The sequence below is a fragment of the Plesiocystis pacifica SIR-1 genome (assembly GCF_000170895.1).
GTDB classification, from domain to species: domain Bacteria; phylum Myxococcota_A; class Polyangia; order Nannocystales; family Nannocystaceae; genus Plesiocystis; species Plesiocystis pacifica.
In genome coordinates, this window is sequence record NZ_ABCS01000135.1 from 1 (window position 1) to 22,890 (window position 22,890).

Genomic DNA, 22,890 nt, shown 5'->3' on the forward strand with positions numbered 1-22,890 from the left:
CTGCTGCGGGACATCAGTCGTCGTCGAACTCGGCGGGGTCGCGGTCGAGGTCCATGGAGGCGATCAGGTCGTGCTCCGTGGCGCGCATGATCCGGGCCTGGACGAAGGCGCCGGCGTCGGCGGTGCCGTCGCAGAGGATGACCTTGCCGTCGATCTCTGGGGCCTGGCCCTCGTGGCGGGCGTCGAGGAGGAACTCGCTCTCGTCGGACACGCCGTCGACCATGAGCTCCATGACCTCGCCGCGCAGGGCGGCGAACTTGCGGGCTCGGATGCCGGCCTGCAGCTCCATGATCGCGGCGGCGCGCTCGTCGGCGAGCTCGGGGGAGACGCGCTGGGGGTGCATGGCCGAGGTCGTGCCCTCTTCCTTGGACCACGGGAACACGCCGAGGTGGTCGATCTGGCCCTCGGCGATGAAGTCGTAGAGGCGCTGGTAGGCGGCCTCGTCCTCGCCGGGGTGGCCGACGAGCATGGTCGTGCGCAGCCAGACGTGGGCGTCTCGCTTGCGCAGGCGCTCGACGAGGTCGCGGACGACCTTCTCGGTGTAGCCGCGGCGCATCTTCTTGAGCACGTTGGTGTCGACGTGTTGGATCGGCACGTCGAGGTAGGTGGCCACCTTGGGATGGTTGGCGACGCGCTCGATCAGGCCGTCGGTGACGGCGGTCGGGTAGGCGTAGTGCAGCCGGATCCAGCGCAGGCCTTCGATTTCACCGAGGGCGTCGAGCAGCCCCTCCAGCTTGGCGGGGGGTCATGCCGCGGCCGGGGAAGTCGGTGCCGTAGTGGTCAGTCCTGGGCGACGAGGCAGACCTCGCGGGTGCCTTGCTCGACGAGCCGTGGACCTCCTGGACGATGTCGAAGACCGGGCGCGAGCGCTGGGGGCCGCGGAGCTTGGGGATGATGCAAAAGCCGCACGGGCGGTCGCAGCCCTCGGCGATCTTGACGTAGTTGCTGTGGCCCACGCCCACGACCTGGCGCGGGGTCGAGTGGTCGTAGAGCCACGCCCGGCGGTTCAGCTCGCTCACGCCCATGCGCCCGGCCGCGCCCCCGAGGACCTTGGCCATGCCGAGCATGTCGGCGCTGCCGAGGAAGTGGTCGACCTCGGGCATCTCGGCGGCGAGCTCGGTGGGGTAGCGCTGGCTCAGGCAGCCGGCGACGACCAGGCGCTTGTCGACGACGCTCGCGTCGCCGGCGGCCTCGGCCTTGACCGCGGCGAGCTCGAGGATGGTGTCGATCGACTCTTGCTTGGCCGCGTCGATGAACCCGCAGGTGTTGACGACGAGGGTGTCGGCCTCGCTCGGATCGTCGACGAGCTGGTGACCGTTGGCCTGCACGACGCCGAGCATCACCTCCGTGTCGACCTGGTTCTTCGGGCAGCCGAGGCTGACGAAGTAGACCTTCTTGGGCCCGCTGACGGGCTCGCTCGGCTGGGGCCCGTTGCCGACGACGGGGAGGTTCACGGTCATGGCCGTGACGTGTAGCCCAAGCAGAGCGAGGCGCCAAACTCTCTTTGGCGCAGCCTGAGCTGTGGGGAGGATGGGCTACATCTTTTTTGGGCAGCCGCCGCCCGCGGCCTCGAGGCCCGCCTGGCGCAGCTCCCGACCCGTGGGTCCATCGCCGAGCGCCGCCCGCCGCTGTTCGCCGTGACCCTCGCCCAGCACGTCGCGCAGGTAAGCCTCGTAGTCGAAGGTGTCGGAGTGGTCCTCGGTGTGGCAAGCCAGGCAGACCGTCATCGGCGCCTCGCGCACGATGTTGTCTGGGGTGGGATCTTCGACGTGCAGGCTGCCGGGGCCGTGGCACTGCTCGCACTGCACCGAGGTCAGGCCCTCGTTCTCGACCACCTCGCTGCCGCCGGGCTCGCGGAAGCCGGTGACGTGGCAGCCGACGCAGGACAGGTCGAACTGCTTGTTGGCGACGACCAGGGTCTCGTAGGCGCCGGCGTGGACCGTGGTCTTCCACTGCGCGACGGCCTCCTCGTGGCAGTCGCCGCAGGCCTCGATGCCGGCGTAGTGGGCCTGGCCCTTGGCGACCTCCGGGGCCTTCACCCCAGCGAAGCGCTCTTGGTTTTGCTCGGCCACCCAGCCGTCGTAGTCGCGCAGGGCGCTCTGGGCGGCCTCGTCCTCGGGCAGCCGGCAGTTGACCTTGGTCTGGGCCGGGATCACGGCGAGGGCGACGTCCTCGGGGACGCTCGGATCGGCCAGCTGGGCCTTCAGGGCGTCGCGGTCGGCCTCGAGGCGGGCGATGAAGCTGGCGTCCGCGGAGGGGTCGTCGGCGAACTTGGCGAGCTTGGTCTCGAGGCGATCGAGCTCGGCCTGGCGCTGCTTTGTCGAGGGCTGGAGGGTCCACTTGGGCGGGAGCTCGCCCTCAGCCACGCTCGGCGCGATCGAGAGGGTGAGGTGGCTGATGCTCTGGGCGCGGTCGCCCGGCTCGAGCAGCCAGACCTCGCCGTGCTCCGTGCTCAGCTGGGCCGGCGCCGTGCCGACGCGCCCGCGCTCGGCGTTGTGGAACTCGCCGCCCATGACCACGATGTCGACCCCAGGCACGCCCCGGGCGACGGCCTCGGCGAGCTCGCGGGGGCCGTGGACGAGGACGACCTGGAGATCGGCCTTGCCCAGCTCGGCCTGGATCGCGTCCTGGTTCAGGGCCGCGACGGGCTCGCTGAGCTCGGGGAAGGCCGGCGCCCAGCTCTCGCGGGCCGCCTTGGCCAGCTCGGGGTCGACCACGGCGGTCACGGCCGCGTCGAGGCCGTGGCCCACGGGCAGGGCGCGGACCGTCTCGACGCCGGCCGGGCGCGCGTCGTCGGAGACGTTGGCGATCACTCGCGGCATGGGCAGCTCGGCGAGCATGGCCACGCCGCCGGCCCCTCCGCCCTCGGGCGTGGGCGCGGCGACGTCCGTGGGTCCGAAGCCCGAGATCAGTCCGTCGAGCTTCGAAAAGCGCGCGTGCAGGAGCTTGGCCCGCTGCGTCGCCTGGCCCCAGGCAGCCGCGTCCGTCGGTCCTTCGGGGCCAGCGGGGTCGGGGAACAGGAAGGAGCCGGGCTCGAGCACGAGGCGGTTGCCGGCCGTGGACTCCTCCTCGATGTAGCCGAAGGCGAACTGGAGCCCGCCGAGGGGATCGGTGGTGCAGCCGCAGGGCGCGACGGTGCCGAGCTGCCGGCCAAAGGCGAACACGTCGATCTCCACGCGCTCGGAGCGCTGAGCGTCCGAGCCGTCCTCCGCCGCGCCTTCTTCCGCGCCCGCGTGCTGCGTCCCGCTCTCGCCCTTGCCCTGCTTGGTCCCGCAGCCGCCAGGGCCCGCGACCAGGCCTACGAGCGCGAACAGCCCGAGGGAGAGGCCCGCGAGCGTGGCCGGGAGCTTGGAGTTGGGAGATCGACTGGGTGCGGCGTTGCGTGCGGTCATGCGATCACTCATGGGCAGTCTCGGGCAGGTCTCGGGACGAGGCAAAAGGCTAGCTGAGCTGGGGGTGGGGCCGGATCCGGCCCTGATCTCGCGCCAGACGAAGATTGCGCGGTGCGGCCACCTTCGATCCGAGCAGTTGACGAGGGCCCTTCGCCCCGCTAGCCTCGCGCACCCTTTCGCCCCCCGTCCTCGTGGGGGCACTTTCCGAGTTCCGAGTCCTTCCGAAGAGCACTATTCCGAGAGCGATTATGGCCGTCAAGATCAGGCTTGCCCGTGGTGGCGCGAAAAAGCGTCCCTTCTACCGAATCGTCGCCGCCGATGCCCGCGCCCCCCGCGATGGGCGCTTCCTCGAGAAGCTCGGCACCTACAACCCGATGACCGAGGACGGCACCATCGTCCTCGACCGCGCCCGGGTCGACTACTGGCTCAGCGTCGGCGCCGAGCCGAGCAAGGTCGTCACCCGTCTCCTCCGCAAGGCCGCGAAGACGCCTGCCGCCTGAGCGGGGCGCCGCGTCTTTTTCGACTCGAAACTCGACATCGAGCCCGAGCTGTCAGGATCGGTAGGTCCACGACAGCTCGGGTCGATCTAATTCCAACACTCGCTTCCCCGTCCGACCGCCCGACTGGTCGGGAGCGTGGCGCAGCCCAGCGCTTCCTTGCTGGCCGTGCTTGCGATGCTGTGGGATGCTCTAAACGGCTCTCTCTCGCCGCTCGCTTCTTCGCCCCCTCGGAGCCCACCCAGACATGCCCGCCAACGTCTCGCTCAAAGAGCTCATCGAGTTCATCGCCAAGGCCCTCGTCGACAACCCCGATGAGGTGGATGTGTCCGAGGTCGCCGGGGAACAGACCGTCGTCCTGGAGCTTCGGGTGGCCAAGTCGGACCTCGGCAAGGTCATCGGCAAGCAGGGGCGCACGGTCAAGGCGATGCGCGCGATCCTCAACGCGGCCTCGTCCAAGCTGCGCAAGCGCGCGGACCTCGAGATCCTCGAGTAGAGCCATGGAGCCAGACTCCCGCCTGGTCTTGCTGGGCTACGTCGCCGGCGCACACGGCGTCCGGGGAGCGCTTCGGGTCAAGCTGCACAACGCCGAGTCGAGCACCCTCGCGCCCGGCGTCGCCTTGAGCTTCCGGCCGCGGGGCGCCGAGGACGACGACGCGATCGCGCGCCACGAGGTGACCCGGGTCGCGCCCAAGCCTGGCAGCGAGATGGTCCGCCTGTGGCTCGCTGGTGTGAACGCGCGCGAGGCCGCGGACGCGCTGCGGGGCTTCGAGGTGCTCATCGAGCGCGACGCCCTGCCCGAGCTCGACGCGGACGAGTTCTACCTCGACGACCTCGTCGACCTGCCGGTGCTGCGCCGCCGCGATCCCGAGGCACAGGGCTTCGACGCGCTCGGGACCATCGTCGGGATCAGCTCCAACGGCGAGCAGGATCTCCTCGTCATTCGCCTGCGCGGGCGCGAGTGGTTGCTCCCAGCCATCGGCGTGTTCATCACCGCCATCGAGGCCGACCGCGTCATCGTCGACGTCCACGACGACATGCTCCCGGAAGACAAGCCATGAGCGAGGCGCCGCGGCTCGAGTTCGAGGTGTTCACGATCTTCCCGGAGATCATCGAGGCCTTCGTCGGCGCGGGCTTGATGGCCAAGGCCCAAGAGCGCGACCTGGTCCGGGTCCACACCACGAACTTCCGCGACTTCACCTCGGACAAGCACCGCACCGTCGACGACACGCCCTTCGGCGGCGGCGCGGGCATGGTCATCAAGCCCGAGCCCGTGGTCGCTGCGCTCGAGTCCGTGGAGGCCGAGCGTGGGCCCATGCACCGCGTCCTGCTCACGCCCTCGGGTCCGCGCTTTGACCAGCGGGCGGCCGAGCGTTTGGCTCGAAAGCCGCGCATCGCCCTGCTGTGCGGGCGCTACGAGGGCATCGACGATCGCGTCCGCGAGGGCTGGGTCGACGAGTGCCTGTCGATCGGCGACTTCGTGCTCAACGGGGGAGAGGTCGCCGCGGCGGTGCTCATCGAGGCCGTCGCCCGGCTGCGCGCGGGCGTGCTCGGCAACCCCGACTCCATCGCCCACGAGAGCTTCGCGGCCCCCGAGCCCGAGCTCGAGTCCGAGTCCGAGCTTGGGCCAGCGTCGCCCTTCCTCGGCGGCCAGGTCCTCGAGCACCCCCACTACACGCGCCCGCCGAGCTTCCGCGATCGCGGCGTGCCGCCCGTGCTGCTCGCCGGCGACCACGGCAAGATCGAGGCCTGGCGCCGGCGCCTGGCTTGCCTGCGGACCTGGGCCCTGCGACCTCAGCTGCGTCCCAAGCCGCCCCTGCCTCCCGAACTCCCCCGCCTGCTGGCGGCGCCCAGCCCCGAGCGCGCGGACGACCGGGCCGAGCTCGAGGCGATCGCGGCTCGAATGGGCGGTGAATTCCTCGCGGTGGGCACCGGCCCGTCCGAGTTGAGAGATCTCAAACAAATTCGAAAGAGCCTCCGTCGTCGGCACGAGAGCGCGCCCTGGATCCTCGGCGTGGGTCCTGCGCAGTCCCCCGAGGCGCGCCTGCGACCCCGGGTGATCGTGGACGTACTGGCCCACGAGCGCCGCTGCGCGCCAGGTCCACTGGTCTTTTGGCTCGGGCCGGCCGAGGACCCGCGCGGGCAGCCTTGGCGCCAGGGTCCGGACGCGTGGCTAGCGCTGCCCGACGAAGACGTGAGGACCAATCGCGACCAATGGCTTGCGATCGACCCCGGATTTGAATCGACAATTTCGCCAGCCCCCAAAGCGCAAAGCACCGGGTTCTCGGGCTCCCGTCCCTGGGCCCCGTCCGCGCCCCTCGGCGGGCGGCTGGCGTTGAAGGACGGCCTTCTTTCCAGGACCCGGGGAAATGAGAGGGCCCCCGAAAGCCCCTCCTTGCTGGTCCCACCCCGAAGAGAAGTTCGCCCATGAGCCCAGAGCAGCCCCCATCATCCCAAGCGCTCGAGCAAGACCTCGTTCGCCAGGACATCCCCGAGTTCCGCCCCGGTGACACGATCGCCGTCCACGCGCTCATCTCCGAGGGTGGCAAAGAGCGCATCCAGATCTTCCAGGGCGTCTGCATCCACCGCAAGAGCCGCGGCCTGCGTGGCTCCTTCACGGTCCGCAAGGTCACCGACAACATCGGTGTCGAGCGCGTGTGGTCGCTGGCCTCCCCGCGCGTGACCAAGATCGAGCTCGTGTCCCGCGGCCGGGTCCGTCGCGCCAAGCTCTACTACCTCCGCGATCTCCGGGGCAACGCCGCTCGCATCAAGCGCAAGGTCGGCGACTACAAGTCCGCCCTCGCCGCCCTCGAGGCCGAGAAGACCGCCAAGGCCGAGGCGAAGAAGGCCCGCCGCGAGGCGAAGAAGGCCAAGCGCAAGGCGAAGAAGGCCAAGGAAACCCAGGGCTGAGCTCCGGCTCGTCCTCGCCTTCGAGAGGGGTTCCTTCCGGGAGCCTCTCTCGTTTTTTTTGGTTTGCTGAAAGCCGCGCCGCGCGGGGCCGACGAGTTCACGAGTGGCCAGCGACGAACCCTCAACCCATACCCGCGGTCGTGGGCTCGCGGCCGAGCAGCTCGCCGCGCGCCAGCTCGAGCGCGCGGGCCTGACCATCCTCGCTCGCAACGTCGAGCTGTCTGGGGCCGAGGTCGATCTCGTCGCCAGCGAGCGCGACCGCGAGGGCACGCCGACCATCGTCTTTGTCGAGGTCCGCAGCCGCGCCGACGACCGTCGCGGTCACCCGGCACAGACCGTCGACGCGCGCAAGCAGGCGCGGGTGCGCCGGGCCGCGACCGCCTACCTGGTCCGGGAAGATCTGTGGGAGCGGGTCGCGGTGCGCTTCGACGTGATCGCCATCGTCGGAGAGCGGGCGACCTGGCTGCGCGATGCTTTTTGAGGTGACGTCGAGCAGCTCAACCAAGAAAAAAGCCCAGCGCGAGGCTGGGCCTTTCGTCGAGAAGCAGCGCGATCAGCCAGCTTCCGTCATCTCGTCGTCCAAGCAGTCCTCGTAGAACTCGCCGCCGGGCTGGCACTGCTCCTCGAGGTTCTCGAGGGAGTTCAGGTCGTCGTTGCACACGCACAGCTTCTGGCAGCAGAACTGGCCGAGGCGCTGGAGCACGGTGCACGAGAAGCCCGACTCGCAGGCGGTCTCTTCGTCGTCGACGGCGGGGCGGTTGTTGAGCGAGGAGTTGTTGCAGTCCGCGTCGGAGGTGCAGGTCTTCGAGCACATCGAGCGCTCGAGGACGTAGTCCAGGCTCAGGCGGCACGTGCTGTTGGCGCACTCGAACACGCCGACCTCGCCGGCCATGTTGTCGCAGTCGTCGTTGGTCGAGCAGCCGCCGTTGGGGACGGTGGGCTCCTCGCCGTAGACGCACAGCAGGTCACTGCACGAGAGCGCCGGGAAGGTCACCAGCTTGCTCGAGGGGGGCTCCACGCTGCCGTGGTTGCAGGGGGCACCGACGTCGCCCTGGGGGCAGCCAGTGAGCAACGAAGCACCCGCGAAGAGCATCGCGGAGGCGAAGAGGGAGGACTTCACGCGATTGATGAGCATCGAGATCTTCCAGACGTTCCGTTTGATTCGGACACCACCCGCTGGGGCGATTTCCGGCGCCAGGCGGCTCGGAGAGCGACTCCGAGCGGGCGAGGGGAGCGCTGCTTGAGGCATCCTACACGTCGCGTGTCTTGGGTCAAGTGCGCCGTTTGTCATCGCGTCAGATACGCGTAGGGGTCTGGAATACACATTTGGCAGAGCCTCCTGCGACGACTGCGATCGCGGCGATTGGCCCGAGTTGGCGTGGGTCGACGCCTGCGGCCTTTCGTGGGCCATTGAGTGCCCGCTGGATGATCGTCGCCGCGCCGACAGGCCTCGCGGCCGCGCGCTTCTCTTCACCATGGAGTGAGGCGCTGAACAGATCTCGTCGATCGTCCCTCACGTGGACCGTCCGATCCAGCTCGAGCTCCAGAGCGCGCGGGGCCTCCTGGTGCCGATCCAAGAGCATGGATGTTGGCTCACATGGCTGTCCGGAATATGTCTCCAACTGCGCAGATCGGCAGATGACGATCGCCGTTGGATGGCGCTCGTGACCCGGAGTTCCCGTCAGCGCCTCATTCGCGGAGGCCTCGTGCAGCGCGCAGGAGGCCGCAAAGAAAAGGTGGTGCCCGGGTTCACGGTGACGCAGCGCGTTGGTGTGGGACGCGCCCCAATTCATGGCTCAGGGTGCTCGTGCACTGCTTGCGATCGAGAACGCGCCACTGGTAATGTCCCGTCGCCCTTACATGGGTCCAACGCGCCCACGATCGCGATGAAAAAGCTCAGCCTGCTCAAGTCCCTCCCGCTCGTCCTCGGTCTCGCGTTCGGCGTCGCGTCGGTGACGGCGTACGCTGCTCCGCCGCCGCCGCCCCCTCCTGGTGGAGATAGTGCCCCGCCGCCGCCGCCCGGCGGGGGGGGTGCTCCGCCGCCGCCGCCCGGTGGTGGTGGTGGTGCACCGCCGCTGCCTCCTGGCCAAGATGGTCCGCCGCGCGCGCCCGAAGAGGGCTCCCCCAGCGCCGAGCAAAACCAGGCCGAAGAGGCCTACAAGGCCGAGAGCTACGAGGCCGCTTCCCTCGTGTTCTACAAGGTCGCCTACGAGGGTCAGGCTGGCGACGCGGCGCGTGCCCAGTTTTGGCTGGGCAAGTCCCTGTTCCAGCTCGGCTTCTACGCCGGCTCCCTCGCGGTGTTCGACGAGATCGTCGCCGTCGGCCCGAGCCACCCCTACCACCAGCTGACCCTCCCCTGGCTCGCGTCGCTCAGCCGCAAGCTGCCCGAGGGCGCTGGCGTGCTCGAGAAGGTCGGCACCTACCGCCCGCAGGACCTCGAGAACGAGGCCTTCGACTCGGTCCGCGACGAGCTCTACTTCCTGCTCGGCCGCTACTACTACCGCGTCGGTGATCTCGGTCAGGCCATCGCCCTGCTCTCGCAGGTGCCCCGCGAGTCCGACTACTTCATCCCCGCGCAGTACTTCCTCGGCGTCGCCGAGACCCGCGAGTGGCACGGGCCCGAGGCCGTCGAGGCCTTCAAGAACGTCCTCCGCAAGAACATCGAGCTGCGCGAGGTCCAGGGCAAGAAGAAGACCCGCGAGGCCAAGAAGCTCGCGCGCATGTCCGACAAGAAGAAGATGCGCCTGGGCATCTCGACGGCCGAGCTCGACTTCGCCGATCAGAACCAGCGCTTCGAGGAGCTGGCCAACATCGCCCTCGGCTACATCTTCTACCAGGTCGGCAAGTTCCCGACGGCGCTGAAGTACTTCAACAAGGTCGGGATCCAGTCCCCCTACTGGCTCGACGCCGTGTTCGCGGCCGCGTGGTCGGAGTTCCGCCTCGTCGAGGTCGAGCCCGAGCAGGAGAACCGCCACTACCAGCGGACGCTCGGGTACATCCACACCCTCAACGCGCCCTTCTTCTACGACTACCTCTACCCCGAGGGCCTGATCCTCAAGGCGGTCACCTACTACTTCAACTGCCGCTACGCCTCGGCGAAGACCGCCATCGAGGAGTTCAGCTCGCGCTACGTGCAGACCAAGCAGGACCTCGTCGACCTGCTCGCCTCGGCCCCCGAGGACTACGGCCTGTTCGAGCTGACCGTGAAGATTCGCGCCGGCGAGTCCGACCTCGAGCCCTTCGTCGAGATGGTCGCTCGCAAGTCGCTCCAGGATAAGACCCTGGAGAAGTACTACGACTACGTCAACCGCCTCGTCTACGAGCAGGACACCCTGTTCGCGGAGCAGAGCAGCGAGTTCCAGAGCAGCGGTCTGGGTGACCTGCTGCTCGAGAACCTCGACCTGTCGCTGTCGATCGCCAAGGAGCGCACCGGCGCTCAGGCCCGCCAGCGCATCAACGCCCAGATCGCCGAGATCAAGAAGCTCGAGAAGGAAGCGATCAAGGTCGAGTACGAGATCGTCGAGAAGCTCAAGAAGCTCGGCGAAGAGGGCGCCGGCGAAGAGGTCAAGATCAAGCCCGGCCCCGAGGAAGAGCGTTACAACTACAACGGCGAGTATTGGCAGGATGAGCTCGGTTACTACTACTACCGAGTGACTTCCGTGTGTGCCCAATAGGCACCGCCTTTCCCTCAAACCCGATTCGACAATCGACAGTTATTACCCCTCGAGGCGGGGGCGCCCCAGGCGTCCCTGCCTCCAACGGAGAAGGTCCAACATGAGTTCGCAAAGCCGCTTCAATAGGTCCCGCACGCTCGGTCTGCTCACCGCCAGCAGCGTCGTCGCCATCCTCATGGCCTCGGGCGTTGGCCACGCCCAAGAGCCGAAGGACGACAGCGTCCGCTACAACCGCAGCTCCAAAAAGACCAAGGCCAAGTCGGACCTTCTCGACACGAAGTTCCAGGAGCAGAAAAAGGCCGAGGAGAAGCGCCGTGAGCGTGGCGTGACCATGATGGATGGTCAGGCCTTCAACACCTCGCAGCGCAAGGCCGTCGAGCAGGAGATGGCCGACAAGCAGATCGAGTTCCTCAAGCGCTTGATCAAGACCTCGGAGACCAACGACCCCGAGTACCCCGACTACCTGTTCCGCCTCGCGGATCACTACCTCGAGAAGAAGGCCTACTTCGATCTGCAGGCCGGCTCGCTCTACGAGAAGATCTACGACGCCGAGGACAACGGGAAGGGCAAGGTCGCCAAGCAGCTCAAGGAGCAGCAAAAGCGTCACATGCGGGACGCCAAGGCCTCGTCCGAGGCCGCCGCGCGCATCTACCAGGCGCTCGTCGATAACCCGCAGTTCGCCAGCTACAAGCGCATGGACGAGGCGCTGTACTACTACGCCTTCGAGCTGGGCGAGCTGGGCGAAGAGCAGAAGATGCAGGCCGCCTACCAGCGCCTCATCAACGACCACCCCAACAGCCCGTACATCGCCAACGCCTACCTGGCCTTCGCCGACTACTACTTCGGCAAGGGCCAGATCGGCAACGCGGTGCGCCTGTACGAGCGCGTGACCCAGTTCAAGGACAGCCCGGTCTACGCCTACGCGCTCTACAAGCTGGCCTGGTGCCACCTCAACCCCATCGGTGAGTTCGACGCCCGCTACGACAAGTCGCTGGCCTACTTCGTCGAGACCATCAACGCGACCAAGGAGGGCCGCGCCGGCTCCGAGGCCAACGGCAAGCAGCTGCGCCGCGACGCTCGCCGCGACCTCGTCCGCGCCTACGTCCACGCCGCCAAGCCGTCCAAGGCCTGGGCCTTCTTCGAGAAGGTCGGCAACGGCCCCGGCAAGGACGAGCAGGACGCTCGCCGCATGATGGAGCTGCTGGCCAACCAGTACTTCGGCGACGGTCAGTACACCGAGTCGACCTCCATCTACAAGGAGCTGCAAAAGCGCTTCCCCGAGGATCCCATGCTCTGCGAGTGGCAGGGCAAGATCGTCGTCAACACCCTGGCCACCGACAACAAGGAGGTCCAGTGGAACGAGACGGAGGCGCTGGCCAAGTACTGGACCCAGTTCAAGGACAGCGACTACAAAAAGGCCGTCAAGAAGAAGTGCCGCGACAACGCCCTGGCCACCATGAAGCAGATGGCCACGGTCTGGCACGACGAGGCCGAGAAGACCAAGCTCGAGCGCACCTACCAGCTCGCCGAGAACGCCTACAAGGTGTTCCTGGGCACCTTCCCCGGTGACAAGGACGGCTACGAGCTGCAGTACTACTACGCCGAGCTGCTGTGGGCGCTGGCCACCAACGCCTACAACAGCAAGGACAAGACCGAGCGCCAGCGCGGCCTCGAGTACTTCAAGGGCGCGCACGACCAGTTCGTCAAGACCCTCGAGCTCGACCCGGAGGGCAAGTACACCTCCGACGCTGCGTTCGCGCAGATGCTCGCGATGAAGAACTACCTCGAGTACGACGAGACCGGCGGGCAAAAGAAGTCCTGCCAGCTCAACTCCGAGGGCGTCTGCGTCTACCGCGACAAGAAGAAAAAGAAGAAGCCGAAGGACAAGGACTCACAGGTCGACGCCACGGCGGATTACCCCGTCACCGACTACACGGACGAGGAAAAGCAGATGTTGAGCTCGTACGACATCTACACCAAGTACGTGAAGAAGAAGGACGACAAAGAGCTGCCCAAGATCATGTATCACCGGGCGAAGCTCATGATGATGCACAACAAGTTCGACGAGGCGAAGCCTCTCCTGATGGAGATGATCACCAAGTTCGACGATGTGAAGGGTGCACAAATCTACGCTGCGTGGTGCTCGGCCATGCTGGTCGACCTCCTGACCATCAAGTGGCTCGACAAGAACAACACCCCCGCGCAGATCATCGAGACCTCCGAGGAGCTCGAGGAGTGGGCCACCAAGATCCAGGGCATGAAGGTCTGGAACCACCCCGAGAACTCGGCGGTGCGTGAGGCGGTCCCGACCCTGCTCGCCGGCATCGGCTGGAAGAAGGGCATGGCCTACCGCGACGCCGGCAAGATCTACGTCGAGGGCGGCGAGGGCGGTGACCCGGCCGGCTTCGAGAAGTGCGCCGCGCAGTTCATCGAGGTGTTCAACAACTTCGAGGACCACGACCGCGCCGACACGCTGCTGTGGAACGCCGCCGACTGCTCCGACGCCGCCTACCAGGTCGGCCAGGCCATCGGCATCCGCAAGGCCCTGCTCGATCGCTTCCCCGACAGCGACCACGCCAAGGACACGCTCCACTACCTGGCCGAGTCCTACCAGGCCGTCGCCTACTACAGCGACTCCGCCGAGAACTACGAGAAGTTCGCCGAGGAGTACGCCAAGGACAAGCGCGCCGACACGGCCCTCCAAAACGCCTACCTGTTCCGCCTCGGCCTCGGCCAGGAGAGCAAGGCCAAGGAGGACCTCGACAAGTACGAGTCGGTCTACAAGCGCAAGGACCCCAAGCGCGCCGCGAAGATCTTCTGGTCGCGCCACGACCTGCTCGACTCGGCGACCGCTCGCCGCTCGCACGCCGAGGAGTACCTCAAGACCTACGGCAAGAAGGGCGGCCTCGACCGCGCCGTCGTTGCCGAGGCCGTGATCGCCCAGATCGACTGGCGCCGCTCCTGCGACGAGCCCCTGCTCTACGACTCCTGCATCACCGTCAAGCGCAAGCGCATGCTCTCCGGCGTCGAAGCCATCGAGAAGCGCAAGAAGATGGAGGCCAAACAAAAGAAGGCCGAGGAGGACGAGAAGGAGTCGGAGAAGAAGCGCTTCCGTCCCCCCAAGCGCTGCGGCAGCGCGACCCAGGGCGTCATCACCGTGCACCGTCGCGGCAAGAAGCGCCGCGAGTCCTCGCAGGCCCGCTTCAAGAAGATCTTGAAGATGGTCGGCAACGGCTCGAAGGTGAAGATCCCCGAGGACGACATCAAGCGCGCCGAGGACTTCAAGAACGCCTGGGCCATGGCCATGGTGTACCGGGCCGACCAGGAGTACGAGGAGTACCTGCGCATCTCCATGCCGGAGGACCTCGACTTCGTGGTCGAGGACTGGCGCAAGGACTCGGGCGTGCCCAGCTGGGAGCGCAAGTACGCCGAGCAGATGAAGAAGGCCGAGGCCTCGAAGAAGGCCTTCGCCAAGTTCTTCGAGGACAAGAAGAAGCTGATGGACAAGCTCATCGAGCAGTACGCCGGCGTGAAGGGAACCGGGAGCCCCTACTGGGTCCTGGCTGCCGCCGCCCGGAGTGCCTCGGTGACCCAGAACTTCGCCGATCAGCTCTACCGCGCGGACGTCCCGTCCGACTTCAAGACCCAGGACCAGGTCTGGGCCTACTGCGACCAGCTCGCGGACTACGCCCAGCCCCTCCAGGACATGGCTCTGGGCGCCTACACCTACTGCATCCAGCGCTCGACCGAGTTCCAGTTCTTCAACCAGTTCTCGCGTCTGTGCGAGGAGGAGATGCAGCAGCGCGACGCCGACAAGTACCCGGCGACCAACGAGCTGTTCGGTGTGTCCATCTACACCAAGAGCCAGATCGAGAAGGTCGGCGTGCTCGAGGATCCGCTGGGCGGGCGCAAGAACCCGGTCAAGCGCAAGGCTGACTCCGGCGAGGGCGCCGAAGACGGCGCCGATGAGGACAAGGGCGAAGAGTGAGCCCCGCTGAAAAAGGAGACCTGACCATGTTCAGCACCAAGCTTTCCCCCATCGCCCTGTCCCTCGTCCTCGCGGCCAGCTTCGGCGTCGGCTGCAAAAAGGACGACGAGACCAACAACCCCGACGGCAACAAGGAGGTCAAGGACGCCTCCGAGGCCGAGGTCCCCGACGAGGAGGCCAAGGCTCAGTTCGCCGAGGTCTACGCCGAGTACGAGAAGGCCAAGGAGGACGGCTCGCTGTCCCAGGCCGAGTGCGAGAAGGTCGCCAAGGGCTTCGACGAGGTCTACGAGTCGAACAAGCGCTCCATGCTCGTGGCTCGCTTCAACGTCGGCGCCCTGTGGGCCGAGTGCGGCGACCTCGAGAAGGCCACCAAGGTCTACAAGGAGCTCGCCGACAAGAACTTCCACCTCGCGCTGAACAACCTCGGCGTGATGGCCTGGAACGACGGCAAGACCAAGCAGGCCCTGGAGCTGTTCCAGAAGTCGGTCGACGCCGACAAGAAGCAGGCCTTCGCGGCTCGCAACAACCTCGCCGCCGCGCACCGCGATCGCTACGCGGACAAGGTCGACCCCGAGGACTTCAAGACTGCCGAGAAGCAGATCCAAAACGTCCTCGCCGTCGACACCTCGAACCAGGCCGCCTACGAGAACCTGGCGCGTCTGTACTACGACCGCGGTCGTCTCAAGGACCCCTCCTACCTCGTGCTCGCCAACCTGGTCGTGACCCAGGCCATCCGCGTGCTCGAGAAGGAGAACAAGCAGAGCGCGGACATCCGCAACCTGCAGGGCCTGCTGTTCATGCAGGACGACAACCAGATCGACGCGCTCAAGGCCTTCAAGAAGGCCGTCGAGATCGACGCGAACCACGCCGACGCGAACCGCAACATCGGCTTCATCGCCATCCGCTTCCGCGACTACACCTCGGCGGAGAAGGCCTTCGACACCGCGCTCAAGGACGCGGCGGTCAAGCGCGACATCGAGGTCTACATCGCCATGGGCGTCGCCAAGCGCGGCCTCAAGAAGTTCAAGGAGGCCGAGGAGTGGTACCGCAAGGCCATGGAGGTCGATAAGAAGGACCCCCGCCCCTGGTACAACTTGGGCGTCCTCAGCCAGGACCACCTGATCGGTCAGGACGACGTCGATCAAAAGCAGATCGAGGAGTTCTACAACACCGCCAAGGAGCACTACGGCAAGTTCATCAAGATGGCCGAGGGCAACAAGAAGCTCGCCGAGCCGCTCCAGGACGCCAAGGACCGCATCATCATCATCGATGACGCCATCCAGACCTTCCGCGTGATGGAGGAGCTCGAGCGCAAGGCCGCCGAGCTGGCCGCGGCCGAGAAGAAGGCTGAGGAGGAGCGCCGCAAGCGTCTGCTCGAGATGGAGCAGAAGGCCGCCGCGTCGGGTGCCCCCAGCCCCGAGGAAGAGGCCGACAAGGCCGCCGCCGCCGAGGCGGAGGCCGCCAAGGCTGCCGAGGGCGGCGAGTGAGCTGAGCCTCCCCAACCTCGAAGAGGGCGACCCGAGCGGTCGCCCTCTTTGTTTTTGTCTCGGCGTGCTTGGCCGAGACCCAATCGCTGCGCTCTTGCGTTGGCTGACGGCGATGAAGTCTTCGTGGTGTCTCCAACTCTCGATCTTCGCGCTCGGCCTGACCACGCTGACCGCATGCCCCCACCCCGACGAAGTCTGCAACCCCGAGCAGGACAACTGCGGGGGACCGATCTCCGAGCCTCCGACGCCTCCGCTGACCGAAGATGAGGCGAAGTTCGAGCTCGGCGAGATCCACCAGGCCCTGGCCGAGGCCGCCAAGGATGGTTTGTCGCCGGAGGAGTGCGCCGCCTTCGGGGCCGACTACCAGGCTCTGTTCGAGCGCGATCCTTCTCTGCTCGCGGCGCGCTTCAACGTCGGCGCGCTGCTCGAGCGCTGCGGGCAGGTCGAGGAGGCCGAGGCGGTCTACCTCGAGCTGGCCAAGCGCGGCGACGCGCGGGCGCTCAACAACCTCGGGACCCTCGCGTGGGATCGGGGCCAGCGCGAGAGGGCCTTCGACCTGTTCCGCCAGGCCGTCGACGCCGATCGGACCCACGCCGTCGAGGCCCGCAACAACCTGGCCATGGCCCTGCGCGAGCGCTACGTCGACAAGCTCGAGCGCGCGGACTTTGATCTCGCCCGGCACGAGCTCGAGAACGTGCTCGCCGTCGACACCAGCAACCGCGTGGCCTACGAGAACCTCGCGCGCCTCTACTACGACCGCGGCCGCCTCGAGGATCCCTCCTTCCTGATCCTCGCCGGCCTCGTCGTGACCCAGGGCTTGAAGGTGCTCGAGGCCAAGGGGGAGAAGAGCGCGGACCTCCACAACCTGCGCGGGCTGCTGTGGATGCAAGACGAGAACCCCGTGTACGCGCTGCGGGCCTTCCAGCGCGCCCTCGACATCGACTCCGAGCACGTCGACGCCAACCGCAACGTCGCCCTGATCGCGATCCGCTTCCGCGACTACGACACCGCCGAGCAGGTGCTGGTCCGGGTCATCGACGACCCCGACGCGTCGAAGGATCCCGAGGTCTGGAACGCCCTCGGCGTCGCGCGTCGAGGCCTGCGCAAGTACGGCGAGGCCGAGGACGCCTACCGCCAAGCCCTCGACGTCGACAAGGGGGATCCGCGGCCCTGGTACAACCTCGGGATCCTGGCGCAAGAGCACCGCATCAGCACGATCGAGGACGACCCCGAGGGCAAGAAGCTGATCAGCGTCTACGAGGAGTCGAAGGGCTACTACGAGACCTTCATCCACGGGGCGAGCAACAAGCCCAAGCTCGCCAGCGCCGTCGGTGATGCCAAGGACCGAATCATCATCATCGACGACACCATCGAGACCATCGAGAAGATGCGCGCCCTCGAGGACGAAGTTCGGCGCATCGAACAAGAGGAGCGGCGGCGCCGGGAGGCGCGGCGCAAGGAGCTGCTCGAGAAGGAGCGCCAAGCTCAAAGTGGCGGCCAGCCAGGGGCCGCGACGGAGGGTGAAGCGAGCTAGGCGCAGCGACAACAGCGCAGCCGGTCGGAGCACGCGCGTTCAGCAGCGTGTTCCGACCCACGAATTTTCAGCGATCTCTCCCCCCAAACCATCTCGAATGTGCGTCTAGATCAACCTTCGTCACGACCAGGGCACCAGACGACGGTTTACACACATTCCTCTCACCGCTAATATGCCAAATCGAGAGTGCTCCAGACGCCCCCGGGTCCGGCGCGCTCACCCAGGAGTCCATCCATGAAGCTCATCAAACCGATGCTCGCCTTCTCCGCCGCTCTCTTGCTCTCGGCCACGGCCTGGGCCGCCCCCGAGGACGCCGACTCTGCCGCCATGTCGGGCAGCCAGGGTGGCGTGACCGTGTACGACTTCGAGGACGACGACGTCGACGGCGAGGTGCTCTCGCCCGAGGGCGCCAACCTCAGCTCCCGCGGCCGCAGCAAGCACGCCAGCATGATCACGATCCGCCCGCACTTCATCGCGGAGCTGATCAAGATGGCCAACGACATCTGAGCGGTCGATTTCGCGCCTGTGCAGGAGCCCGGACAGGCGCGCGCTATCGACCGGTGCGTGGGCTCACAAGGTTTTTGGGCTGATTTCGAAATAAATTCTCGAAACCCCGGAACCTCGGCGAGACCCGACTGTCAGGGGCCGCCAGTACACACCTTCCCCGACAACTAGGCCCTGCGCGGTGCTCCTCCAGGAGGAGACGAGTGTGGGTCCGAACCCGCCGCCAGGCAACCCGAGGACCGATGTCCAGCAAGACGATCACGCTCAAAATCTTCCGCTCCGACGATCTCGTCGACACGAAGTCGCTCACCCAAGACGTCATCAAGATCGGCAAGCTCAAGAGCAGCCACCTGTGCCTCGACGACGACGCCGTCGCTCGCATGCACGCCGTCATCGAGGTCTCGGGCAGCGATGTCCGCGTCATCGACCTGGGCAGCTCGACGGGCACCGTGCTCAACGGCGCCGCGATCGACAAGAACGCCGTCGTTGGCCAGGGTGACGTGCTGACCTTCGGCCCCTACCGCGTGGAGATCTCCGAGATCGCCGACGCGGTCGCCGCAGCGCCCGCTCCCACCCCGGTCGCCTCCGCTGCTGCTCCCGCCGCTGCTGCCGCTCCCGTCGCCGCCGCGGCGCCGCGAGTCGCCGCCGCCACGGCGCCTCCCGTCCAGGTCGACGTCGGCTCCGTCGAGGTCCAGGACGGTCGCCAGGTCGCCGAGGTCGTGGCCATGTACGGCACCACCGCCCTCGACGTCGCGCACGTCGGCCAGACCAAGAACCGCAAGAAGACCGCTCCCATCTTCATGGCCGTCGGCGGCCTGATGCTGGTCAGCGGTCTCGCGCTGTTCGGCATGGAGGTGACCCAGGACTGGGAGACCTACAGCCAAGAGCTCCGCGAGGCTCGGCAGGCCAAGAAGCCCGAGCCGCAAAAGCCCGGCTACGGCACCAACGCCCTCGGCCTCGGGCTCGCGCTCCTCGGGCTGATCCCCTTCGTCGCCGGCGCGATGCGCATGGGTGAGCGGAGCGTCATCGACTACACCATCGGTGAGGGTCACGGCGCGGTCTTCCACGTCCCGCCCCACGGCCTCCCCGACAAGATCGCCTTCCCCCTCGTCCGCAGCAGCAACGGCGAGTTCACCCTCAACTTCACCCCCGGCATGACCGGCGAGGTGACCCTCGACAACCAGACCCTGAGCCTTCAGGAGCTGGTGTCCAGCGGTCGCGCGGGTGGCCCGGGCGCCTACCACACCTTCCCCCTGCCTCGCGGCGTCCAGGGCAAGGTCAACTACGACGACATCACCTTCCACATCAACACGGTCAACCCCGGCGCCATCGTGGCTGGCCGCGGTGACGTGGACTGGCCCTTTTGGGCCTACGTGGGCGGCACCGCCGTCATCGCCATCACCTTCTACCTGCTGATGCGCTCCATCCCCGACGACCTGCTGGCGATCAGCATGGAAGACGGCGACGGCGAGCCGGCCTACGCCCGCTTCATGCACCAGCCCGACGAGACCAAGGAAGAGGAGCCGCCCCCGGAGGAGCAGGCCGACTCCGACGACTCGGCCGGCGGCACGGGTCAGCGCCACAAGGGCGAGGAAGGCAAGATGGGCAAGCCCTCGAGCAAGTCCAAGTCCGGCCTCTACGCCATGAAGGGCCCGAAGAACGCGGTCCCGCAGATGGCCCGCAACTTCGACCCCGACATGGCGGCTCGCAACGCCGGTATTCTCGGCGTCATGCAGCAGCAGGGCGGCCACTTCCTGGCCTCGCCCTACGGCGGCGCGTTCGCGGTCGGTAACGACGACGAGGATGTCTGGGGTGGCCTGACGGGCTCCGAGGTCGGCGAGGCCTACGGCGTCGGTGGTCTCGGCCTGGTCGGCACCGGTCGCGGTGGTGGCGGTACCGGTGAGGGCACCATCGGCCTCGGCAACACCGGCCTGATCGGCAAGGGCGGCGGCGGTGGCTCGGGCTCGGGCTACGGTCGTGGCGCGGGCGCAGGCTTTGGCGGCAAGGGCAAGCGCGTTCCCAAGGTTCGCCAGGCCAAGGCCAAGGTCCAGGGCGCGCTCGACCGCGACATCATTCGTCGCATCGTCCGCGCGCACATCAACGAGGTCCGCTCTTGCTACAACGCGGGCCTGACCAAGAACCCGAACCTCCAAGGTCGCGTCGCGGTCAACTTCGTCATCACCGGTACCGGCAAGGTCGGCTCGGCGGTGGTCCAGGAGTCGACCATCAAGGACAAGTCCGTCGGCAACTGCATCGCCAAGGCGGTCAAGCGCTGGAAGTTCCCCAAGCCTCGCGGCGGCGGCAACGTCATCGTCACCTACCCCTTCAACCTCAGCCCCGGCTGAGCCGCGAAGGCCGAGCACGAAAAGGCGAGCCCGAGCGGCTCGCCTTTTTTCGTGTTGGTTCGAGCCCGCGGCTCGAACTGCGAGCCAGGCTCACTCCGCGTCCGCCCGGGGCCAGGGCCCTGCTCGGATGCCACCGGTCCCCGCTCGACCCCGCCTGGCGAGCGTTCGTGGGCGCCCATGGGCGATCGAATTCGATCGATTCAAGCGGTTGTCACCAGGAGAGGCCCTCGGTATGATTTCGCGCCCCGAAAAGGTCTCCTTCCTGATGCGCCGCACTCTGACCGCTGCTCTCCTCGCCGCCGCCGTCCTTCTTCCCGCTTGCAACCTGACCAGCCAGGCTCGGGTCGAGTCGATCAAGCGGATGAACGAAGGCATCCAACAGCTCAACAAAAACAACATGTCGGCCGCCGAGAAGGCAATGCAGGAGGCCATCAAGACGGACCCGACGCACGCCGAGGCCTACCTGAACCTCGGCAAGATGTACCGCAAGCAGCAAAAGTGGGTCGACGCCGAGAAGGCCTTCCGCGGCGCCATCGAGAACATGGGCGAGCCTGGCCACGGCGAGTTCTGGTTCGAGCTCGGCTCGGTGCAGGTCGCCCAGTCCGCCGAGGTCGGCACCAGCCGCGCCGAGCAGGAGACCAAGTGGCGCGACGCCATCGCCTCCTTCGACGAGGCCATCAAGCTCAAGCCCACGCTCTACAAGGCGCACTACCAGGTCGGCGTGCTCTACGAGAAGCTCGACGAGCCCGAGCAGGCCGACGTCGCCTACCGCGAGTGCATCAAGATCAACGGCACCTACAGCCCCTGCTTCGTGTCCCTCGGCAACATGTACATCGACTACGGCTTCTCGGCGGTGGCGATGGCCGTGCTCGACACGGGCACCAAGGTCAACGAGACCGACGCCGACATGTGGAACGGCATGGGCCGCGCGCTCTTGAACCTCAACAAGCCCAAGGAGGCGGTCGACGCCTACAAGAAGGCGCGCCGCATCGACCCCGACAAGCCCGACGTGCTCTTCGGCCTGGGCATGGCCTACGCCGAGATCCCCATGCGCAAGGAGGCCGAGGAGACCCTCGACGAGTTCCTGAGCAAGGCTGGCCAGTCGCCCGAGCACATCAAGAAGGCCGCGCAGGACACCATCATGCGCATGCAGGGTCCGATCTGAGCCCCGGTCCAGAATGTGGGGCGGCCCGAGGGGCTGTCCCAGAGGCTGCTCGGCAGGTCTGAGCAGCAGCTCGCCTTCGCTCGGCGAGCCAGAGCCCTCGAGCAACTCGAGGGGAGGCTGGAAAACCACGCCAGTCCCCCGTGATGGGAGCGCTCCAAGCCGCTTCGACAGGCCCGCTGACGCCGGGCCGCGTCGCCGCGCTGGGGCGCTCGCTCTTGGTTTGTGCCGACGCGACGGCTCGCCATCGAGGGGCGCCGCTCCAAGACGAGCGTCGCCGCCATTCCTGACGTTCCAAACCTTCACCAACTCGCGTTGAGCGGGTGAGGACGGCCATGTTATATCGGCGCCCCAGCCAGTGAAAAAGCACTGTGATGCTGGCAGGATAGAGGCCGAATGGAAGTCAACCAGCGGATCAAGGCGCGGCTCAAGCAAGTCCAAGACTGGAACGCAGTCATCGACGAGGTCGAGCAGGAGGTGATGAGCCTCCCGGACGCTTCGCAGCAATCCCTTGCGCTCTTCGAGCTCGCACGCGCCAACGAGGATCGACTCCTCGACAAAGCCCGCGCGATGCAGTGCTACCAAAAAGCATTCAAGCTCGATCAGTCCAACCTGATCGCGCTCGAGTGTGCCCGCGAAATTTATCGCGACATGGCCCACCTCGAGATGGTGCTCAAGCTGATGGGGCTCGAGCTCCGCGCCAACCAAGATCCCGCGAGGGCTGGTTCGCTCAACTACGCCTACGGCACGGCGCTGCTCAACTCGCAGCAGATCGACACGGCCAAGGACTACCTCGCCGCGGCGGCCAACGCCGACCCCAGCAACGCCGTCTATCAAGCGCGCTTCCAGGAGACGCTCTACGACCGCGGGAACTGGGAATTCGCGCTCGAGAACGTGCTCAATCAGCTGGCGGCGTTCACCGGCGGAGAGGACCCGATGGCCGCCGACGTGGCGCTGCGTGGTGACCAGGTCGCCAACATGTACATGCGCGCCGCTCGGATCCTTCAGCAAGAGTCGCCGGAAGATCCGCGCCTGCTGCCCTTGCTGTTCAAGGCCCTCGACGCCGAGCCGCGCGACCAAGAAGCCGCCTTCGTGACCGACACGATCCTCGCCGCCGGCGGGCACCTGCAGCACATCCAGCAGCTGCAAGATCGCCGCGCCAGCTTGGTCGAGGACACCGAGTCGCGCATTGCGATGCTGGTCGAGTTCGGCAACATCTGGCAGGTCCGGCTGCAGAACCCGGACATGGCCGCGTACTTCTACCGCCAGGCCCTCGACCTCGGCTACGGCGAGGGCGTGGCCTTTAGCGGGCACATCGCGGCCTACCGCAACGTCAAGACTGCGGCGGTCAGCAGCGGCGCGACCGAGGGCGTCGTCGAGCTCGCCGAGCGTGCGAT

17 protein-coding genes and 1 pseudogene are annotated in these 22,890 nt (G+C 67.0%); 14 read left to right on the top strand and 4 right to left on the bottom strand.

Features of this window, described 5'->3' with window-relative positions; genetic code table 11:
- Positions 1-13: 13 nt before the first annotated feature.
- The 3 genes from PPSIR1_RS44945 to PPSIR1_RS44955 form a co-directional block, all read right to left on the bottom strand.
- Positions 14-733 carry a radical SAM protein gene (locus tag PPSIR1_RS44945; RefSeq protein WP_086002025.1) on the bottom strand — a complete coding sequence of 240 codons (720 nt, stop codon included), beginning with the start codon at positions 731-733 and terminating at the stop codon, positions 14-16.
- Positions 705-1,460 carry a ribosomal protein S12 methylthiotransferase gene (locus PPSIR1_RS44950; protein ID WP_006976474.1) on the bottom strand — a complete coding sequence of 252 codons (756 nt, stop codon included), beginning with the start codon at positions 1,458-1,460 and terminating at the stop codon, positions 705-707. Before PPSIR1_RS44950 ends, PPSIR1_RS44945 begins: the two co-directional genes overlap by 29 nt.
- A 75-nt stretch (positions 1,461-1,535) precedes the next feature.
- Entirely contained in the window at positions 1,536-3,392 is a 1,857-nt protein-coding gene (locus tag PPSIR1_RS44955; RefSeq protein WP_006976475.1) for a multiheme c-type cytochrome, read from the bottom strand.
- A 248-nt stretch (positions 3,393-3,640) separates the two neighbouring features.
- Between PPSIR1_RS44955 and rpsP the strand changes: the two genes are divergently transcribed.
- The 6 genes and pseudogenes from rpsP to PPSIR1_RS37385 all read left to right on the top strand — a co-directional run bounded on the left by rpsP (position 3,641) and on the right by PPSIR1_RS37385 (position 7,280).
- Positions 3,641-3,892 carry a 30S ribosomal protein S16 gene (gene rpsP, locus PPSIR1_RS37360; RefSeq protein ID WP_006976476.1) on the top strand — a complete coding sequence of 84 codons (252 nt, stop codon included), beginning with the start codon at positions 3,641-3,643 and terminating at the stop codon, positions 3,890-3,892.
- A 244-nt stretch (positions 3,893-4,136) separates the two neighbouring features.
- Positions 4,137-4,385, top strand: a complete 249-nt coding sequence (locus PPSIR1_RS37365) for a KH domain-containing protein (RefSeq protein ID WP_006976477.1) — start codon at positions 4,137-4,139, stop codon at positions 4,383-4,385.
- A 4-nt stretch (positions 4,386-4,389) separates the two neighbouring features.
- Positions 4,390-4,950 carry a ribosome maturation factor RimM gene (gene rimM, locus PPSIR1_RS44960; protein WP_006976478.1) on the top strand — a complete coding sequence of 187 codons (561 nt, stop codon included), beginning with the start codon at positions 4,390-4,392 and terminating at the stop codon, positions 4,948-4,950.
- Positions 4,947-6,320, top strand: coding sequence for a tRNA (guanosine(37)-N1)-methyltransferase TrmD (gene trmD / locus PPSIR1_RS44965; RefSeq protein WP_006976479.1), 1,374 nt, complete (start codon positions 4,947-4,949; stop codon positions 6,318-6,320). The genes rimM and trmD overlap by 4 nt, the downstream gene beginning before the upstream one ends.
- Positions 6,317-6,667, top strand: a pseudogene (gene rplS, locus PPSIR1_RS37380) (50S ribosomal protein L19); the annotation flags it as partial. The gene trmD and the pseudogene rplS, both read left to right, overlap by 4 nt.
- Positions 6,668-6,902: 235 nt before the next feature.
- Complete coding sequence (locus PPSIR1_RS37385) at positions 6,903-7,280, top strand: YraN family protein (RefSeq protein ID WP_006976481.1); 378 nt, start codon at positions 6,903-6,905, stop codon at positions 7,278-7,280.
- 72 nt (positions 7,281-7,352) lie between these two features.
- On the opposite strand, the gene PPSIR1_RS37390 is transcribed toward PPSIR1_RS37385, so the two are convergent.
- A complete protein-coding gene (locus tag PPSIR1_RS37390) occupies positions 7,353-7,919 on the bottom strand; it encodes a hypothetical protein (protein WP_157596391.1) in 567 nt (188 codons plus the stop codon).
- A 766-nt stretch (positions 7,920-8,685) separates the two neighbouring features.
- Between PPSIR1_RS37390 and PPSIR1_RS37395 the strand changes: the two genes are divergently transcribed.
- The 8 genes from PPSIR1_RS37395 to PPSIR1_RS37430 all read left to right on the top strand — a co-directional run.
- On the top strand, positions 8,686-10,473 hold the full coding sequence (locus PPSIR1_RS37395) for a tetratricopeptide repeat protein (RefSeq protein ID WP_157596392.1): 1,788 nt from the start codon (positions 8,686-8,688) through the stop codon (positions 10,471-10,473).
- Positions 10,474-10,573: 100 nt separating this feature from the next.
- On the top strand, positions 10,574-14,461 hold the full coding sequence (locus PPSIR1_RS37400) for a tetratricopeptide repeat protein (protein ID WP_157596393.1): 3,888 nt from the start codon (positions 10,574-10,576) through the stop codon (positions 14,459-14,461).
- 26 nt (positions 14,462-14,487) lie between these two features.
- Positions 14,488-15,948 (top strand): tetratricopeptide repeat protein, encoded by a 1,461-nt coding sequence (locus PPSIR1_RS37405; RefSeq protein WP_045117526.1) that lies wholly within the window; start codon positions 14,488-14,490, stop codon positions 15,946-15,948.
- A 112-nt stretch (positions 15,949-16,060) separates the two neighbouring features.
- Positions 16,061-17,482, top strand: a complete 1,422-nt coding sequence (locus tag PPSIR1_RS37410) for a tetratricopeptide repeat protein (protein WP_006976487.1) — start codon at positions 16,061-16,063, stop codon at positions 17,480-17,482.
- A 234-nt stretch (positions 17,483-17,716) separates the two neighbouring features.
- On the top strand, positions 17,717-17,989 hold the full coding sequence (locus tag PPSIR1_RS37415) for a hypothetical protein (RefSeq protein WP_006976488.1): 273 nt from the start codon (positions 17,717-17,719) through the stop codon (positions 17,987-17,989).
- Between the two features lie 239 nt (positions 17,990-18,228).
- Positions 18,229-20,331 (top strand): TonB family protein, encoded by a 2,103-nt coding sequence (locus tag PPSIR1_RS37420; protein WP_006976489.1) that lies wholly within the window; start codon positions 18,229-18,231, stop codon positions 20,329-20,331.
- Between the two features lie 265 nt (positions 20,332-20,596).
- Complete coding sequence (locus tag PPSIR1_RS37425) at positions 20,597-21,496, top strand: tetratricopeptide repeat protein (RefSeq protein WP_198154702.1); 900 nt, start codon at positions 20,597-20,599, stop codon at positions 21,494-21,496.
- Positions 21,497-21,889: 393 nt separating this feature from the next.
- Positions 21,890-22,890: tetratricopeptide repeat protein (locus tag PPSIR1_RS37430; protein WP_006976491.1), on the top strand; the 1,001-nt coding region annotated here is incomplete at its 3' end.

Bases quoted from the DNA above. Each gene is read 5' to 3' on its own strand.
- PPSIR1_RS37405 (WP_045117526.1), top strand. From the start codon at position 14,488: ATGTTCAGCACCAAGCTTTCCCCCATCGCCCTGTCCCTCGTCCTCGCG.
- PPSIR1_RS37410 (WP_006976487.1), top strand. From the start codon at position 16,061: ATGAAGTCTTCGTGGTGTCTCCAACTCTCGATCTTCGCGCTCGGCCTG.
- PPSIR1_RS37365 (WP_006976477.1), top strand. From the start codon at position 4,137: ATGCCCGCCAACGTCTCGCTCAAAGAGCTCATCGAGTTCATCGCCAAG.
- PPSIR1_RS37425 (WP_198154702.1), top strand. From the start codon at position 20,597: ATGCGCCGCACTCTGACCGCTGCTCTCCTCGCCGCCGCCGTCCTTCTT.
- PPSIR1_RS37400 (WP_157596393.1), top strand. From the start codon at position 10,574: ATGAGTTCGCAAAGCCGCTTCAATAGGTCCCGCACGCTCGGTCTGCTC.
- PPSIR1_RS37420 (WP_006976489.1), top strand. From the start codon at position 18,229: ATGTCCAGCAAGACGATCACGCTCAAAATCTTCCGCTCCGACGATCTC.
- PPSIR1_RS44950 (WP_006976474.1), bottom strand. From the start codon at position 1,460: ATGACCGTGAACCTCCCCGTCGTCGGCAACGGGCCCCAGCCGAGCGAG.
- PPSIR1_RS37415 (WP_006976488.1), top strand. From the start codon at position 17,717: ATGAAGCTCATCAAACCGATGCTCGCCTTCTCCGCCGCTCTCTTGCTC.
- PPSIR1_RS37395 (WP_157596392.1), top strand. From the start codon at position 8,686: ATGAAAAAGCTCAGCCTGCTCAAGTCCCTCCCGCTCGTCCTCGGTCTC.
- rpsP (WP_006976476.1), top strand. From the start codon at position 3,641: ATGGCCGTCAAGATCAGGCTTGCCCGTGGTGGCGCGAAAAAGCGTCCC.
- PPSIR1_RS44955 (WP_006976475.1), bottom strand. From the start codon at position 3,392: ATGACCGCACGCAACGCCGCACCCAGTCGATCTCCCAACTCCAAGCTC.
- trmD (WP_006976479.1), top strand. From the start codon at position 4,947: ATGAGCGAGGCGCCGCGGCTCGAGTTCGAGGTGTTCACGATCTTCCCG.
- rimM (WP_006976478.1), top strand. From the start codon at position 4,390: ATGGAGCCAGACTCCCGCCTGGTCTTGCTGGGCTACGTCGCCGGCGCA.